General features: G+C 33.7%; 14 protein-coding genes. 9 read left to right on the forward strand and 5 right to left on the reverse strand.

The genetic code is table 11. The annotated features are described in order from the left end of the window. Position 1: 1 nt before the first annotated feature. From priA to nadC, 3 genes are all read right to left on the reverse strand, one after another. Positions 2–2452: a replication restart helicase PriA gene (gene priA / locus FGF67_RS04735; protein ID WP_139695334.1), complete on the reverse strand. Its 2451-nt coding sequence runs from the start codon at positions 2450–2452 to the stop codon at positions 2–4. A gap of 15 nt (positions 2453–2467) precedes the next feature. Further along, positions 2468–3436, reverse strand: coding sequence for a YihY/virulence factor BrkB family protein (locus FGF67_RS04740; protein WP_139695335.1), 969 nt, complete (start codon positions 3434–3436; stop codon positions 2468–2470). A gap of 84 nt (positions 3437–3520) precedes the next feature. Further along, positions 3521–4381, reverse strand: a complete 861-nt coding sequence (nadC, locus tag FGF67_RS04745) for a carboxylating nicotinate-nucleotide diphosphorylase (RefSeq protein ID WP_139695336.1) — start codon at positions 4379–4381, stop codon at positions 3521–3523. A gap of 125 nt (positions 4382–4506) precedes the next feature. Here nadC and rlmH point away from each other — a divergent pair, with 125 nt between their 5' ends. Then, positions 4507–4980 carry a 23S rRNA (pseudouridine(1915)-N(3))-methyltransferase RlmH gene (rlmH, locus tag FGF67_RS04750; protein ID WP_139695337.1) on the forward strand — a complete coding sequence of 158 codons (474 nt, stop codon included), beginning with the start codon at positions 4507–4509 and terminating at the stop codon, positions 4978–4980. 99 nt (positions 4981–5079) lie between these two features. Here rlmH and FGF67_RS04755 read toward each other — a convergent pair whose 3' ends face one another. Both FGF67_RS04755 and FGF67_RS04760 read right to left on the reverse strand, forming a co-directional pair. Beyond that, positions 5080–5379 carry an HPF/RaiA family ribosome-associated protein gene (locus FGF67_RS04755; protein WP_139695338.1) on the reverse strand — a complete coding sequence of 100 codons (300 nt, stop codon included), beginning with the start codon at positions 5377–5379 and terminating at the stop codon, positions 5080–5082. Positions 5380–5500: 121 nt separating this feature from the next. Further along, a complete protein-coding gene (locus FGF67_RS04760; protein ID WP_139695339.1) occupies positions 5501–6511 on the reverse strand; it encodes a Gfo/Idh/MocA family oxidoreductase in 1011 nt (336 codons plus the stop codon). 65 nt (positions 6512–6576) lie between these two features. Between FGF67_RS04760 and FGF67_RS04765 the strand changes: the two genes are divergently transcribed. The 8 genes from FGF67_RS04765 (at position 6577) to FGF67_RS04800 (ending at position 16816) form a co-directional block, all read left to right on the forward strand. Continuing rightward, positions 6577–7152 carry a non-canonical purine NTP diphosphatase gene (locus FGF67_RS04765; RefSeq protein ID WP_139695340.1) on the forward strand — a complete coding sequence of 192 codons (576 nt, stop codon included), beginning with the start codon at positions 6577–6579 and terminating at the stop codon, positions 7150–7152. Positions 7153–7208: 56 nt separating this feature from the next. After that, positions 7209–9428 (forward strand): RelA/SpoT family protein, encoded by a 2220-nt coding sequence (locus tag FGF67_RS04770; RefSeq protein WP_139695341.1) that lies wholly within the window; start codon positions 7209–7211, stop codon positions 9426–9428. Positions 9429–9454: 26 nt separating this feature from the next. Beyond that, complete coding sequence (locus FGF67_RS04775) at positions 9455–9913, forward strand: Fur family transcriptional regulator (protein WP_139695342.1); 459 nt, start codon at positions 9455–9457, stop codon at positions 9911–9913. Positions 9914–9922: 9 nt separating this feature from the next. Beyond that, positions 9923–11197: an adenylosuccinate synthase gene (locus FGF67_RS04780; protein WP_139695343.1), complete on the forward strand. Its 1275-nt coding sequence runs from the start codon at positions 9923–9925 to the stop codon at positions 11195–11197. 120 nt (positions 11198–11317) lie between these two features. Then, positions 11318–13129, forward strand: a complete 1812-nt coding sequence (locus tag FGF67_RS04785; protein ID WP_139695344.1) for an OstA-like protein — start codon at positions 11318–11320, stop codon at positions 13127–13129. Further along, the gene (locus FGF67_RS04790; protein WP_139695345.1) at positions 13130–14332 is read left to right on the forward strand and encodes an aspartate aminotransferase family protein; all 1203 of its coding nucleotides are present in this window, start codon (positions 13130–13132) and stop codon (positions 14330–14332) included. It begins immediately after the preceding gene. Positions 14333–14458: 126 nt separating this feature from the next. Continuing rightward, complete coding sequence (locus tag FGF67_RS04795) at positions 14459–15847, forward strand: tetratricopeptide repeat protein (RefSeq protein WP_139695346.1); 1389 nt, start codon at positions 14459–14461, stop codon at positions 15845–15847. Positions 15848–15898: 51 nt separating this feature from the next. Next, positions 15899–16816 carry a DUF368 domain-containing protein gene (locus FGF67_RS04800; RefSeq protein ID WP_139695347.1) on the forward strand — a complete coding sequence of 306 codons (918 nt, stop codon included), beginning with the start codon at positions 15899–15901 and terminating at the stop codon, positions 16814–16816. Position 16817 lies beyond the last annotated feature (1 nt).

The raw sequence follows: 16817 nt of genomic DNA on the forward strand, positions 1-16817 counted from the left end.
ATTAAAAGTTATCGACATTTAAAATTACATTAACCGACCGAAAATCTTTTATACTTAAGAAGCTGTTGTTTATTTTAATGATAGCTTCTTTTGTTTTTGCTAAAGACTGTTTTTTAGGAATTTTAATCAAGATGTTTTTGTGAAATTGATTTCTAATTCTTGCTATTGGAGGCGCTTCAGGTCCTAAAACATAGTCACCAAACACCTGCCTTAAAGATTTTGCATACCATATAGAAGCCGTATCAACCCTATTAAAATCCTTATGTTTTAAAGTAAGTTTTATTTGCTTATAAACTGGTGGATATTTAAAATTATACCTGTCATTCATTTGCTCTGAAAACATATCGATATAATTATTAGTTGATACTTGCTGTAGAATATTATGGTGCGGGTTATAGGTTTGAATTAATACCTTGCCCCGTTCTGCGGTTCGCCCTGCCCTTCCTGAAACTTGTAACATCAATTGAAAACTACGTTCATGCGCCCTAAAATCAGGAAAGTTAAGCATCGTATCAGCATTCATAATACCAACTAATTTTACACGCCTAAAATCCAAGCCTTTAGTCAGCATTTGAGTACCCACCAAAATATCTATTTCTTGCTGTTCAAGTGCCGTAATAATTTTTTCATAACCGTATTTACCTCTAGTAGTATCTAAATCCATCCGGGCCGCCTTATATTCAGGAAACAATTGTTTCACCTCAGCCTCTATCTGTTCGGTACCAAATCCTTTTGTGTCTAATTCTGGACTTCCGCAGGCCTCACATGTTTTATGCATTACAGTGGTATAACCACAATAATGGCAGCGCAACTGATTTCTGTATTGATGATATGTTAAACTCACATCACAATTTGGGCACTGGGGGGCATGGCCACAGGTAAAACACTCTACAATTGGAGAAAACCCACGACGATTTTGAAACAAAATAACTTGATATCCCTGGCCCAATGCTTCTGTCATTTCCTCAATGAGTCTATCGCTAAAATGCCCCGTCATACGCTTTCTTTTCAGCTTGTCTTTTATATCAACTAACTCAATGTCTGGCATTAATACATTATTATACCTATACATTAATTCAACTAAACCGTATTTATTCTGCTTAGCATTAAAATAACTTTCTAGGCTAGGTGTAGCCGATCCCAAAAGCGTTTTAGCCCCATGAATATGCGCCAAAACCACCGCAGTATCTCTGGCATGGTAACGCGGAGCTGGATCAAATTGTTTAAAGGATTGCTCATGCTCCTCATCTATAACGATTAAACCTAAATTATTAAAAGGTAAAAACACCGAGGAACGAGCGCCTAAAACAATTTGCGCTTTTTGCTGATTGTTCAAAACATTATTCCAAACCTCAACACGCTCATGCGATGAATATTTTGAGTGAAACACAGACACTTTTTCACCAAAATAATTTTGCAACCGTTTTATTAATTGTGTGGTTAATGCTATTTCTGGTAACAAATACAAAACTTGTTTACCTTGTTTTAAAGTGTCTTCTATAAGCTTAACGTAGACCTCTGTTTTTCCTGATGACGTTACTCCATGCAGTAAAACAACACGGTGCATTTTAAATGACGCCTCTATTTCAGCAAGGGCTTGATTTTGATGCTCATTTAACATCTTTGACAATTCGGTCTCTTTTCCCGAATATTCAACTCTATCTGTTTGAATATGATACTCTTCTAAAATCCCTTTATCAATTAACGTCTTAATAATAGCACTAGAAGCACCACTCTCAGCAGTTAGGTCAGACACCTTGATAGGTTTCTTTGTTTTAGCAGAAAGCGAAAATAAAGTTAAGATTACCTCGCGCTGCTTTGGTGCTCTACTTAAATCATCTAACAAAGTATGTAAGGCTGTTTCTGAAGTAAATTCGGAATGAAGCTTTACATATCTAACCAACTTAGGTATGTATTTTTCATAAACTTCTTCTTCAACAAAAACCACTTCCTTTTCAATAAGTCGTTTTATAACAGGCAAAACCCCTTGTTTATTTAGAATACCAGATATATCTTGAATCTTCAGCGAGGACTGATGATGAAGCGCTTCATAAACCAAAAACTCATCGTCCTTTAAATCAGATTCGTCAATGGTTTTTGCACCTTTTATCACAACGGTTTCACTTTCTAATATAAAAGCATTGGGTAATGCTGCACGCATTACATCTCCCAAGGTACACATGTAATAACTAGCTATCCATTGCCAAAGTTGCAATTGCACTTGTGTAATTACGGGTTTTTCATCTAAAATCTGTTCAATATCCTTGGCCTCATACCCTACTGGTGCTTTATCATGGATAGCATAAACAAGACCTGTGTAAATTTTAGATTTTCCAAAGGGTACAGACACCCGCATACCTTGTTTTAAAAACTTAGCTTCAGCTGACGTTACCCCATAAGTAAACAACTTTTGGAGTGGTATTGGAATGATAACATCTATATAGTAAGACAAATTTTTAATCGATTTTTAGTCTTTTATTTTTCCTTTTAATAGCTCTCTTCTTTTTTTTAGATTATTTAATGAAGCATTGAGTTCATACCCTAATAAAAGCACATTAGCATTTAACCACAAATAAAACAAAAGAATCAACAATGCTCCTATTGAGCCGTATAACTTATTATACTGACTAAAATTTTCAATATAAACACCAAAAAAATAAGAGGTTAACATAATTAGCAAAGTAGTAAACAACGCGCCAACTGAAAAAAACTTGGAATGCCTACCCTCTCTAGTACCAAAATAATACAATGTAGCAGTTGCCAAATAAATCATCATTACAAAAAAGATATACTGAACTATATTGGTCCACAACACCCCACTAGAATCTAAATTATACCCTCGGTGCTCAAAAGCGTGCAATACTTCTTGTACAACATAAATTTGAAAATACCCTAAAACAGTTATAGTTATTATAAGTAAAAAGGCTAAAATCAACGCTATTCCTAATGCAAAAAAATACTGTTTGTATACGCTTCTTGTAAGCTGTTCATGATAAGAGTTTTCAAATCCGGAAAAAATAGCATTTACGCCATTTGCCATAAGGAGAATAGACAAGATAAAAACCGACGACAAAAGTCCGCCTCTTTGAGAATTTTCAATATTTTCAAAAATATTGTCAAAAAAGAAATCGGAGGTACTTGGTGGTAAAAATGATTCCAGAAAAACTAAAAACTCATCTTTAAATCCTTCAATAGGCAAATAAGGAATAAGGATGATTACAAATAATAAAAAAGGAAAAATAGCTGTAAAAAAACTGAAAGCAATGGCACTAGCTCTGGTGGTTAGCGCTCCTTTAACAATACCAGTTATATAAAGTTCTAATAAATCATAAAAAGACAACCCTTCAAGCCCTAGCAATTTAAGCTGTTTCAAGAAACGCACTATAACATTAATCACAGGGATTTTGTCTAGTTTGTCTTCAATGGGTTTGGTCATTAATACATTTGCTTTTAAATCTATAGCAAAGTTATTAAAATAAGAATGGCTTTTTAAAAAATTGTTTTACCTCTTAAAACTAAATTATTTTACCGCTTTTAAGCTTAAATCCATATTGTGAACCGAATGTGTTAAAGCACCGCATGAAATATAATTAACACCACACTCAGCATAATGCCTGATGGTTGTTTCATTTATATTTCCAGAAGACTCTGTTAAGCACTTATCTCCAATAAGTTTTACAGCTTTTCTGGTATCTTCATAGTCAAAATTATCAAGAAGAATTCTAAAAACACCCTCGTTTTGTAATATTTCTTCAACCTCAACAAGGTCTCTTGCTTCAACCATAATTTGAAGGTTTTTACCTGTTTCTTTTAGGTATTGCTTGGTCATTTCTATGGCTTTAGTAATGCCACCAGCAAAATCAATATGATTATCTTTAAGCATAATCATATCATAAAGCGCAAATCTGTGGTTCTCTCCACCTCCAATTTTTACCGCCCATTTTTCTAAAACACGAATACCAGGAGTTGTTTTTCTTGTATCTAAAATCTTGGTTTTAGTTCCTTCAACTAGGTCAACAAACATCTTTGTTTTAGTAGCAATAGCACTCATACGTTGCATGGCATTTAAAACAGTACGCTCTGCTTTTAATATAGATTGTGACGGACCTTCAACATACATCACCACATCACCATAAGTAACCTCTGTACCATCTTCTATTCTTACATCAAGCTTTAAATTCTTATCAACATAAGCAAATACTTTTTTAGCAAAATTCACTCCACCTATAATCCCTTTGTCTTTAACTAAAAGCTTAGCTCGGCCTCTTGCATTCTCTGGAATACATGCCAAAGAACTATGATCTCCATCACCTACATCTTCTCTGATAGCGTTTGCAATTATTGATTTTACTTCTGAATCAAACTGCTCTTGTGTAATCATATTTTTAGTATTTTGAGCAAAAATAACAAATTGATTTACTTTTTTAAATTTTCGTTTTACGAATTTTTTATTTTTTTTCAATTATAATGCATAATTCATAAAGACTTTGAATAAATTTTGATTTTATGACCATTAAACTCTTAGCCATAGGTAAAACAGACAACAAGCAATTAGCTTCACTTATAGACGATTACAAAAAACGCCTAGGCTTTTATATAAAATTTAAGCTTGAAATAATTCCGGACATAAAACAAAGTAAAAATTTAAGTGAGGTGCAACAAAAAGATAAAGAAGGTACTTTGATTTTAAACAAGTTAACTCCTACTGATGTTTTGATTCTGTTAGATGAAAATGGAAAGCAGCACGACTCGGTTTCGTTTTCTTCATATTTACAAAAGCATATGAACTCTGGGATAAAACAACTGGTTTTTGTTATTGGTGGCCCGTATGGTTTTTCTGAAGCTATTTATAAAAAAGCGCAAGGAAAAATTTCTTTATCAAAAATGACATTTTCTCATCAAATGATTCGTTTATTTTTTATTGAACAGCTCTATAGAGGGTTTACTATTTTAAAAAATGAGCCTTATCATCATAGATAAGAGGAAAACTATTAACCGCTAACAAAAAAACCATCAAAACAAAACTATCTTGATGGTTTTTTATTAAAACTGCAATCTTTTTTTGATTGCAAATTAACACTAATATGTTTTATAAACTTGTTTCCTTTTTTTCAGTTGTCTTTCTAAATCAGCAATAGTCTCTCGCACCGCAACTTCAAAATTTCTCTCATTTGATGTAGCATATAATCTTGGTCCTGGCAAACTCAATTCAATACTACAAATTTTACCCTCATTATGATCTTTTTCATCCTTTTTAAAGTGTATTGTGGCACCAATTAAAAACTCATATCTATTAAAGATTTTTTTTAATTTTTCTTCTGTGAAAGCCGAAAGTGTTTCGCTTACATCTACCCCTACATACTGAAAATTTACTGTCATAGTCAAACGCTTTTTATGTTAATATTTCATTGGAAAGATACAAGTTTTTTTATACTCTTACAGAAACAAAAATCATAAAAAACTTATAATTTATTTCTTAATTAATTTATTACAAAAAACGTTATGATTCTAAAATCTCCATTTGTTTAAGAATGTCATTTTCCGTTACCAAAAAAGGCTGACCACACCTTAATGTTTGATATACAGCCTCATACATATTCAAATACGATGACAACTCTGCTTTTACTTTTTTTCGTTTCACATAACCATTTTTAACTGTGGTTAATAAACCTTCTTGCCCTTTGGCTTCTTTACCAAATAGTTTATTATCGGGTTTCATCCCAGATTGCAATTGAGATTCTTGCACATCTGACCTGCTTTTTACAAAAGATCCTTTTGTTCCATGTAAAACAAATGCCGCTTGTGGTTCAGCTACCAATAAACTAGCCGTAATAAATACCTGTAAACCGCTATTAAACTGCATATGTACAAAAGCATAATCGTCAACCTGAGTATTTGGTCTGTTTTTACCTGTTATTTTATGGTATTTAGCAGGTGCTCCAAATAAACTAATAGCAGCATCAATTAAATGTGGCCCTAAATTATACATCAAGCCATTTCCTTGGGTACCTAATTCTTTTGTCACATTATTACTAATATCAAATGTATATCTATCATATCTAAAATGAACCTCAATCAAATCACCCAACACGCCCGATTCAACTACTCGCTTCACAGATAAAAAATCACTATCAAATCGACGATTTTGAAAAGGCAAAATAAAACGGTCTTGTTTTTTAGCTTCGGTATAAAGCGATTTTGCCTCTTGTAGTGTTACTGTAAATGGTTTTTCTAACAGCACATGTTTACCTGCTTGTAGAGCCATTATAGAAAAATCATAGTGTGTCACATTTGGAGTATTTACAACTACCAATTCAATATCAGTGTCCTTTAAAAGATCATCTACTTTATCATAACTTTTTATGTTAGGATAATCCAATTGGGCTTGTTTGGTGTGTCTTTCAACAATAGCCACCAAATCAAATTTAACATGCCTGCTTATAAATGGGCAGTGAAACAATTTACCAGACATTCCGTAAGATAAAACCCCTGTTTTAATCATTTTATTCATATTATTGAATTTCTTTTGTTTAAAACAAGATAATACTAATTTTGAATTTAAAAACAATCCATTCAATGAAACTTGTTTTCGCAACCAATAACATCAACAAATTAAAAGAAGTTCAAGCCCTTGTTCCTTCTCATATTCAACTGTTAAGTTTAAAGGATATTAATTGTGTAGAAGATATTCCTGAAACCCAAAACACCATTGAAGGTAATGCAATGCAAAAAGCCAATTTTATAAAAACCAACTATGGGTACGATTGCTTTGCTGATGATACCGGACTTGAAGTTGAACACCTAAACGGAGCCCCAGGCGTATACTCGGCAAGATATGCGGGAGAACAAAGAAGTGACAGTGATAATATGAACAAATTACTCAATGCATTAGAAGCTAACACTAACAGAAAAGCTCAATTTAAAACTGTAATCGCTTTAAATATTGGTGATGAAACAGAATTATTTACAGGCATTTGTCAAGGTGAAATAACCCATAAAAAACAAGGCCATAATGGCTTTGGGTACGACCCTATTTTTAAGCCAAATGGCTTCTCAAATACATTTGCCGAAATGGACTTAACCTTAAAAAACAAAATTGGTCATCGGGGGAAAGCCATAACAAAGCTAGTCACTTTTTTAACTACTATTTAATTTACAAAAACAAATTCTAGGTTGCTAATTAATATTCTTTAGCTTATTTTTAAATTATGACTGCAGAAGATATAGAAAAGGAAAATGCTGCTATTGCAAAAGCGTATAAAGAACTTCTTAAGGTAAGCTACACCACGCTATCAAAAGAAGATAAAATACTTATACGGAGAGCTTTTGAAGTAGCTTTAGACGGGCATAAAAATCAGCGAAGAAAATCTGGCGAAGCCTATATTTTCCACCCCATTGCTGTGGCCAAAATTGTAGCTCAGGAAATCGGTTTAGATGCCACATCAATTGCTGCAGCATTACTGCATGATGTTGTTGAAGATAGTCCTGACTATGAAATAGACAACATTGAAAAGGAATTTGGTAAAACTATAGCTACCATTGTTGATGGCCTTACCAAAATATCTTCTTTAAGCAAGGAAAAAGACATGGATGTGTCTTTACAAGCTGAAAACTTCAGAAAAATGCTTTTAACCCTCAATGACGATGTTAGGGTTATTATTATAAAAATTGCTGATCGCCTGCACAATATGCAAACTATGGACAGTATGCGTCCAGACAAGCAAGACAAAATAGCTTCTGAAACGCTATACATCTATGCCCCCTTAGCTCACAGAATAGGGCTTTACAACATAAAAACACAGCTTGAAGACTTAAGTTTAAAGTATACTGAACCCGATGTCTATAATGACATTCTAAACAAAATAAAAGAAAGCAAAGAAGAACAAGATCTTTATATAAAACAGTTTAGTGATGTTATAAAAAAAGCACTGGATAAAGAGAATTTTGAATATACCATAAAAGGGCGACCAAAATCTATTTTCTCTATTAGAAGAAAAATGCTTAATCAGGGTGTATCCTTTGATGAAGTTTATGACAAGTTTGCCATTAGAATCATCTATAAAAGTGATATTACTGACGAAAAGTTTTTAGCTTGGAAAATATATTCTATCGTAACAGATCACTTCAGGCCCAACCCATTGCGTTTAAGAGACTGGATTACGTCTCCAAAAACCACGGGTTATGAAGCGCTTCATATTACGGTTATGGGACCAAAAGGCAGATGGGTTGAAGTACAGGTACGTAGTGAACGTATGAATGAAATTGCCGAAAAAGGTTATGCGGCACATTACAAGTACAAACAAGGTCGTGAGAAAGAGGATAGTCTTGAAAACTGGATTAATAGACTTCAGGAAGCTCTAGAAAATTCTGAATCAAATGCTGTAGATTTTGTTGAGCAGTTCAAACTCAACTTATATTCTCAAGAAATATATGTTTTCACACCAAAAGGAGACTTAAAATCATTACCCAAAGGTGCTACCTCATTAGATTTTGCTTTCAATATTCATACAGAAGTTGGCATGAAAACCAGAGGCGCTAAGGTTAATGGTAAATTGGTTCCTCTAAGCCATGAGCTTCAAACAGGCGATCAGGTTGAAATTTTAACATCAGAAAACTCTAAACCTAATCCCAACTGGCTAGACTATGCTACAACCGCCAGAGCTAGGGGAAAAATAAAATCGGCATTAAAAGAAGACAGAAAACGTATAGGTGAAGAAGGCAAAGAAATTCTAAGGAGAAAATTAAAGCAACTAAAAATAGACCTGAATGAAAGCAGCATCAATGATTTGGTAAACTATTTTAAATTAAAAACAAGTTTAGATTTATTTTATCGGGTTGGTATTGGCTCAATTGACAATACCATGCTAAAAAACTTTGCGTCATCCAGAAGTAATACGCTTGTAAGTTTCATAAAAAATAAAATTACTAGAAAAGCGAATATTCCTAAAGAGGAGCTTAACAAAAATGAGATTACAACAAATTATGATTCTCTTGTTTTTGGTAAAGAAGAAGAACGCCTAGATTATAAACTCTCCAATTGTTGCAACCCAATTCCTGGTGATAATGTATTTGGTTTCCTAACGGTCTCAGAAGGCATAAAAGTTCATAAAAAAAACTGTCCAAATGCATTAAGCCTGCAATCCAATTACGCTTACAGAATTATGACGGCAAAATGGATAGATTCGTCGCAGCAAGAATTTTTAGCTCAAATTAATGTTTCAGGCATAGATCATATTGGCTTGGTAAACGATATTACGAGCATTATTTCTGAAAACATGGCAGTCAACATGAAAAGTATCAGTTTTGAAAGTAATGACGGGCTTTTTTCAGGAAAAATCAATGTAGTTGTTAAAAACAACACCATAATCAAAAAACTTTTGGAGAAACTTAAGAAAATTAATGGTATAGATAAGGTGACTAGAGTGTAAAAAAAGTGTAAATTTGCCAGGAAATTATGGATGGACAGTCAGACTCAAAAAATCAAGAAATAGTAAAAAATGTTTTTACTAGTTTTTTAGAAAATAAAGGGCATCGTAAAACACCCGAGCGCTACGCAATTCTGCAAGAGATTTACAACAGCTCGGAGCACTTTGATATAGAATCACTATATCTGAACATGAAAAACAAAAAGTATCGTGTATCACGTGCTACCCTTTATAATACCATCGAATTACTTTTAGAATGTGGTTTGGTAAGAAAACACCAATTTGGGCAAAATCAAGCACATTATGAAAAATCGTATTTTGACAGACAACATGATCACGTTATTTTAACTGATACTGGAGAAGTTATCGAATTTTGTGATCCTAGAATTCAGTCTATAAAAAAAACAATAGAAGAGATATTTGATATCGAAATTAACAACCACTCGCTCTATTTTTACGGAAATAGGAAATCAACAACTAATAACTAGAATTAAAAAATGGCAGTAGATTTACTACTAGGACTTCAATGGGGAGACGAAGGCAAAGGGAAAATTGTTGACGTATTAACTTCAAATTACAACATCATTGCAAGATTTCAAGGTGGCCCAAATGCAGGACACACCTTGGTTTTTAACGGAAAAAAGCATGTGCTTCATACCATTCCTTCTGGGATTTTTCATGATGATGCCACCAATTTGGTTGGAAACGGCGTTGTGATTGACCCCGTTATTTTCAAAGGAGAGTTAGATAAACTTGAAGAACAAGATGTTGATTACAGAAAATCGCTACTTATTTCAAGAAAAGCACATATTATCTTACCTACACACAGACTATTAGATGCCGCTAGTGAAGCCTCAAAAGGTAAAGCTAAAATTGGTTCAACCTTAAAAGGCATTGGACCAACTTATATGGACAAAACAGGCCGAAATGGTATTAGAGTAGGTGATTTAGAACTCAGCGATTGGAAAGAACGTTACAGAGCTCTTGCCAACAAACATGAAGACATGATTAAGTTCTATAATGTTGAGATTGAATATAACTTAGAAGAATTGGAAGATGATTTCTTCAAGGCTATTGATGTGCTGAAAAGTTTAAAATTTATTGACTCAGAAGAATATATTTATCAAGCTCAAAAATCTGGAAAAACCATTTTAGCAGAAGGAGCCCAAGGATCACTTTTAGATATTGATTTTGGAACCTACCCTTTTGTTACATCAAGCAACACTACAGCAGCAGGAGCCTGTACTGGTTTAGGGGTGGCACCAAATCAAATTGGTGACGTTTTTGGAATTTTTAAAGCGTACACCACACGAGTTGGTTCTGGCCCGTTCCCTACCGAACTGTTTGATGAAGATGGTGCCACCATGGCCAAAGTGGGTAATGAATTTGGAGCAACAACAGGACGACCAAGACGTTGCGGATGGTTAGATCTAGTTGCCTTAAAATATGCTTGTCAGGTTAACGGAGTAACCCAGTTAATGATGATGAAAGGTGACGTACTATCTGGTTTTAAAACATTAAAAGTATGTACTACTTACAGTTATAAAGGTGAAGAAATCACACATTTACCTTATAATATTGAGCCTGAAAATGTGACCCCTATCTATACAGAGTTTGCTGGTTGGAATGAGGATTTAACAGAAATGTCTGAAGCATCACAAATGCCAAAAGCATTGAACGATTATATTGCATTTCTTGAAAAAGAACTTGAAATTCCAATCACTATTGTATCAGTTGGTCCAGATAGAAAACAAACTATTTTCAGAAAATAGTTCGTACAAGCCAATAAGAAATATTAAAAAAACGCTTCATTTAAAAATTGGAGCGTTTTTTGTACGCATATCATAAAACATCATATTAATCGTTATTTTTGCCACAAACTATTATATATTTTGAATAAATTAAAGGTTTTACTTATCCTAATCAGCCTAGGATTTTCAGTAGTTACCACTGCTCAAGAAACTAAAAAAAAGAAAATTCAAATTGAGTACGCTGGAAAATTAACCATTGATGAAGAAAATTATCCTGGAGCAAAAGTCTTAACCAGAGATGATAAACAACAGGTACATATAGAACACAACGGATCAAACGTTTGGTGCGACAAGGCTATTTATTACAGTCAAGAAGATTTTATTGAGGCCTATGGAAATGTTAATGTAAAACAAGGCGATACTATTAACATGACTTCAAAATACATTGAGTATAGTGGTATTACGCAGTTTGCTTTTGCCAGTGGCGATGTGGTTTTAAAAAACACAAATTCAACTATTTTAACAGACACCTTATATTTTGATCGTTTAAAACAACAAGCCTATTACCGAACGGGCGGCACAGTGATTAAAGATTCTTCTGGAACCATAACAAGCCGTATTGGACGCTACTACATGGAATATGCCAAATTTCAATTTGTTAATGACGTGGTATTGGTCAATGAAGACTCTCGCATAGAATCAAATTATTTTGATTTTTATGAAGATACTGGACACGCCTACCTCTTTGGTCCTTCAACTATAACTACTGAAACTAGTAAAACCTATTGTGAAAAAGGGTTTTATGATACCGAAAAAAACTTTGGTTATGCCTTAAAAAATGCTAAAATCAATTATGACAACCGTATTATAGAAGGTGATAGTTTATATTTTGATGATAAAACAAAATTTGCTTCAGCAACAAACAATATTAAAGTAACCGACACTATAAACCAAAGTGTTATTAAGGGCCATTATGCCGAAGTTTATAAAGCAAAAGACTCTTTATTTATTACAAAACGAGCACTGGCTGTAACCAAACAAGAAAACGATTCAATCTACATTCACGCCGATAAAATTATGGTTACAGGCAAAGAAGACCATAGAATTATCAATGCGTATTATAAGGCTAAAATTTACAAATCTGACCTCAGCGGAAAAGCAGATTCAATTCATTCTAACCAAAGAACGGGTTTAACAAAATTAATAAATATTCCGAGGTTTTCCAGTGGTGATAAATTTTCAGTAAAACGCAAACCCATACTTTGGAACCTGGAGAACCAAATGACGGGAGACACCATTCATCTTATTTCCAATAATGAAACTGAAAGAATAGATTCTCTTCGCGTTTTTGAAAACGCCTTCATCATTAGTAAAGATACCATAAGCGAAAATGGGTATAATCAAATTTCAGGTTTAGAGCTCATTGGGCTGTTTAATGATGAAAATGAATTGAGACAAGTTGATATCACCAAAAATGCCGAATCTATTTTCTATGCGCGAAATGAACTTCAAGAACTTATAGGTATTGACAAAGCCAAATCGGGAAGTATTTCTATTTTATTTGCCGATGGTGATATTGAAGAATATACAAGATTTAATCAAGTAGATGGTAAATTATATCCAGAATCTAAATACCCCGAAAAAGAAAAAATTCTAAAAGGATTTGATTGGAGGGATAATGAACGTCCCAAAAATGTTGAAGATCTGTTTAATGATGACGAACCTTTTGAATTACATATAATAAAAGGGCTTGATGATTATGTCCCTCAAGAAGATTTTGTAGATGAAGATTTAATGGATCGCGTAAAACAAGCAGACGAAAATGCGAATGTGAATGACAATGAAACATCAAAAGCTTCAAGGAACTTACCAAAAAAATTAAAACCTCCCGTAATTAAAAACACAACCAACGGTGTTCCAAAAGTGTCACCAAACACAGTTTCTAAAGAATAGATGATTACCGATTTTTTTAAATATCAAGCGCAAACCACACCCCATCCTTTAGCGATGGAAATATCGCATGCGAGCGGAGCTTATATTTATGATAGCAATAAAAAAGCCTATTTAGATTTTGTTGCAGGTGTTTCAGCTTGTCCATTAGGGCATAATCATCCAAAAGTGGTTCAAGCCATAAAAGAACAACTGGATAAATATATGCACGTTATGGTTTATGGTGAGTACATTCAAAAACCAGCCGTTGCATTGGCCAAGCTTTTAGCCAAACACCTTCCTGCTCCTTTAGAAAAAACATATTTAACAAATTCAGGTACCGAAGCCATTGAAGGTGCCCTAAAACTAGCTAAAAGAGCTACTGGACGCAGTGAAATAATTGCAGCACATAAAGCCTATCACGGTAACACCATGGGCTCTATGAGTGTTATGGGGTTTGAAGAACGAAAACAAGCCTTCAGACCACTTTTACCAGACGTAAAGTTTATTGATTTTAATGCTACAAATCAAATAAACGAAATCACAGAGAAAACAGCCGCCGTTATTTTAGAAACTATTCAAGGTGGTGCAGGGTTTATTGTACCTAAAGGCGATTATTTGAAAAAAGTAAAGCAAAGGTGTGAAGACGTTGGCGCTTTATTAATATTAGACGAAATTCAACCCGGAATAGGAAGAACAGGAAAACTATATGGTTTTGAGCATTACCAATGCATTCCTGATATTTTGGTAAGCGGTAAAGGTTTAGGAGGCGGTATGCCCATAGGAGCATTCACAGCTTCTGGTAAATTAATGGATCTACTCCAGGATCAGCCCAAGCTAGGTCACATTACTACTTTTGGGGGCCACCCTGTTATTGCTGCATCGGCTCTAGCAACCCTACAAGAAATCACAGCATCAAACCTTATGGCACAAGCCACAGAAAAAGAAACCCTGTTCAGGCAACTACTGGTTCACCCTCTAATTAAAGAAGTAAGAGGTTTGGGACTTATGCTGGCCTTTTTAACACCCTCGGTGGCTATCGCCAATGATTTAATCTTAAAAGCACAAACACAAGGATTAATCCTCTTTTGGTTATTATTTGAACCAAAAGCTGTTCGTATTACCCCGCCGTTAACCATTTCAAATGAGGAGATTAAGAAAGGATGCAAAATAATAATTGGCATTCTAAACGAAATTCAGAATAAACCAAAACACATAAACAACTAAAAATCAACAATATAAAAAACACTAACACACATTTGTTGATTATTTTGTTAAAAACATTTAAATCACCTCACACTTTTTGTCAAATAGAATATTAAATTTATTCGAGTAACACTTATATACGTGCTTATGGAGTTTAGTCGTGATGACAACAATAATTTGCCTCTAACCAAGTTTGAATCAATGTTAAAAACAAACCATGTTTTGTTTTTTGATTCTGAGGAATTTGAAAATATCATTCACCACTACCTTAACCAAGGCAAAATAGCCTTAGCTAAAAAAGCGATTAAACTAGGCTTAGATCAACACCCTACCTCCATCAATCTTAGACTTTTTAAAGTTGAAATTCACGTTTTTGAAGACAAATTGGTTGAAGCTGATGAGTTACTCAATGAACTGCATAGCCTTGACCCGACTAATGAAGAAATATACATTCAAAAAGCTAATATCTTTTCAAAAAAAGACGACCATGAAAAGGCTATTGAAGTTCTAAAAAAAGCGCTCCAACTTACCGATGATATTGTTGATTTATATTCTCTTATTGGTATGGAATATTTGTTTTTAGATAAGTTTGAAGAAGCAAAAATGTATTTCATGAAATGCTTAGAAAGTGATATTGAAGACTATTCTGCCTTATACAATATCATTTACTGCTTTGAATTTTTAGATCAAACCGAAGATGCTATAGCATACCTCAATATTTTTCTTGACAAAAACCCTTATTGTGAAGTGGCCTGGCATCAATTGGGCAAACAATACTGTATTCTTAAAGACTATAAAAAGGCTTTGACTGCATTTGATTTTGCTGTGATTTCTGATGACACTTTTGTAGGTGCTTACCTTGAACGCGGCAAGGTTTTAGAACAGTTAAAACAATTTGAAGAGGCTATTGAAAATTATACCATAACGTTGAAATTAGACGACCCAACGTCTTTTGCATTGCTTAGAATTGGCAAGTGTTATGAAAAATTAGGCAATCATGATTTAGCACTTCAGTATTACGACCGAACAGTTCATGAAGATCCGCTTTTAGACAAAGGTTGGATTGCTATTACAAAATTTCACAACAAAAAAGGAAATTACCAAAAAGCGCTGTACTACATCAAAAAAGCCATAAATATTGATGCTGAAAATGTACACTATTGGAAGTTGTACTCTCAAATCAATCATCGTCTTAAATTTTTTGAAGAGGCTGAAAGCGGATATAAAAAAACCTTAGAATTAGGAAACTACGAATTAAACACTTGGTTATCAAGAGGTGACTTACTAATAAAATTAGGTGAACCTGAAGCCGCTATTTATAATTTTGAACAAGCCATTGAATTTTATCCTGAAAATGCTGAAATAGAGTACAGACTAGCAGGCCTGTACTTTTTGCTAAACGAAAGTGACAAAGGTACATTTCATTTAAAAAATGGCATGAAACAGAACATAGATTATGCCTTTATTCTTGATGAACTTTTCCCTAAAGTTTCAAATAGAGTACAAGTAAAAAACCTACTAAATCCAAATCTATAATCAAACCTTTCATTAATTTGTATACCTTTGATTTTCGTTAAAAAATCAAGTATGCAAAGACGTTTTTACGATTATTTAATCATTTCTTTTAAAGGTCTAGCCATGGGAGCGGCCGATGCTGTTCCAGGGGTTTCTGGCGGCACAATTGCTTTTATTTCTGGAATTTACGAAGAACTTATTACTACAATTAGTAATATTAACACACATCTGTTAAAAATCTTATTCAAGGAAGGGATTAAACCCTTTTGGAAACAACTAAACGGAAATTTTATATTGGCCCTATTAACGGGTATTATTATTAGTTTTGTTTCATTCATGAAACTCGCCAAACACCTTTTAGAGCATCATCCTGTTTTAATTTGGTCCTTCTTTTTTGGTCTTATTTTAGCGAGCATTTACTTTGTTGGTAAACAAATTACAAAATGGAATTTAGGAACTTTGCTAACCTTTTGTTTTGGTACTGCAATAGCATTTTATATTAGTAAACTGCCTCCATTAAGTACTAATAATGATACTTGGTTTCTGTTTTTTTCTGGAGCCGTAGCCATATGCGCTATGATTTTACCAGGCATTTCAGGTTCTTTCATTCTTATCATTCTTGGGACTTATAAGACACTTAGTGATGCCATTCATGATTTTGATTTAAAAAAAATAGTCGTTTTTGCTTCAGGAGCCGTTATTGGTTTACTCAGTTTTAGCCATATATTAAAATGGCTGTTTAAACATTATCACAATTTAACACTTGCTGCACTTACTGGGTTTATATTAGGCTCGCTCAACAAAGTTTGGCCATGGAAAAAAACGTTATCATGGCACACTAACTCAAAAGGCATTGAAACACCTTTATTGCAAGAAAGTGTATCTCCTCTTAACTTTGAAGGAGATCACCAGCTTCTTTTTGCCGTAATATTAATGATACTTGGATTTTTAACTATTTTTATTCTTGAGAAACTAGGATCTAAAAAATAAA

Source organism: Allotamlana fucoidanivorans, assembly GCF_006265225.1.
GTDB classification, from domain to species: domain Bacteria; phylum Bacteroidota; class Bacteroidia; order Flavobacteriales; family Flavobacteriaceae; genus Allotamlana; species Allotamlana fucoidanivorans.

Bases quoted from the DNA above. Each gene is read 5' to 3' on its own strand.
- FGF67_RS04740 (WP_139695335.1), bottom strand. From the start codon at position 3,436: ATGACCAAACCCATTGAAGACAAACTAGACAAAATCCCTGTGATTAAT.
- nadC (WP_139695336.1), bottom strand. From the start codon at position 4,381: ATGATTACACAAGAGCAGTTTGATTCAGAAGTAAAATCAATAATTGCA.
- rlmH (WP_139695337.1), top strand. From the start codon at position 4,507: ATGACCATTAAACTCTTAGCCATAGGTAAAACAGACAACAAGCAATTA.
- FGF67_RS04755 (WP_139695338.1), bottom strand. From the start codon at position 5,379: ATGACAGTAAATTTTCAGTATGTAGGGGTAGATGTAAGCGAAACACTT.
- FGF67_RS04760 (WP_139695339.1), bottom strand. From the start codon at position 6,511: ATGAATAAAATGATTAAAACAGGGGTTTTATCTTACGGAATGTCTGGT.
- FGF67_RS04765 (WP_139695340.1), top strand. From the start codon at position 6,577: ATGAAACTTGTTTTCGCAACCAATAACATCAACAAATTAAAAGAAGTT.
- FGF67_RS04770 (WP_139695341.1), top strand. From the start codon at position 7,209: ATGACTGCAGAAGATATAGAAAAGGAAAATGCTGCTATTGCAAAAGCG.
- FGF67_RS04775 (WP_139695342.1), top strand. From the start codon at position 9,455: ATGGATGGACAGTCAGACTCAAAAAATCAAGAAATAGTAAAAAATGTT.
- FGF67_RS04780 (WP_139695343.1), top strand. From the start codon at position 9,923: ATGGCAGTAGATTTACTACTAGGACTTCAATGGGGAGACGAAGGCAAA.
- FGF67_RS04790 (WP_139695345.1), top strand. From the start codon at position 13,130: ATGATTACCGATTTTTTTAAATATCAAGCGCAAACCACACCCCATCCT.
- FGF67_RS04795 (WP_139695346.1), top strand. From the start codon at position 14,459: ATGGAGTTTAGTCGTGATGACAACAATAATTTGCCTCTAACCAAGTTT.
- FGF67_RS04800 (WP_139695347.1), top strand. From the start codon at position 15,899: ATGCAAAGACGTTTTTACGATTATTTAATCATTTCTTTTAAAGGTCTA.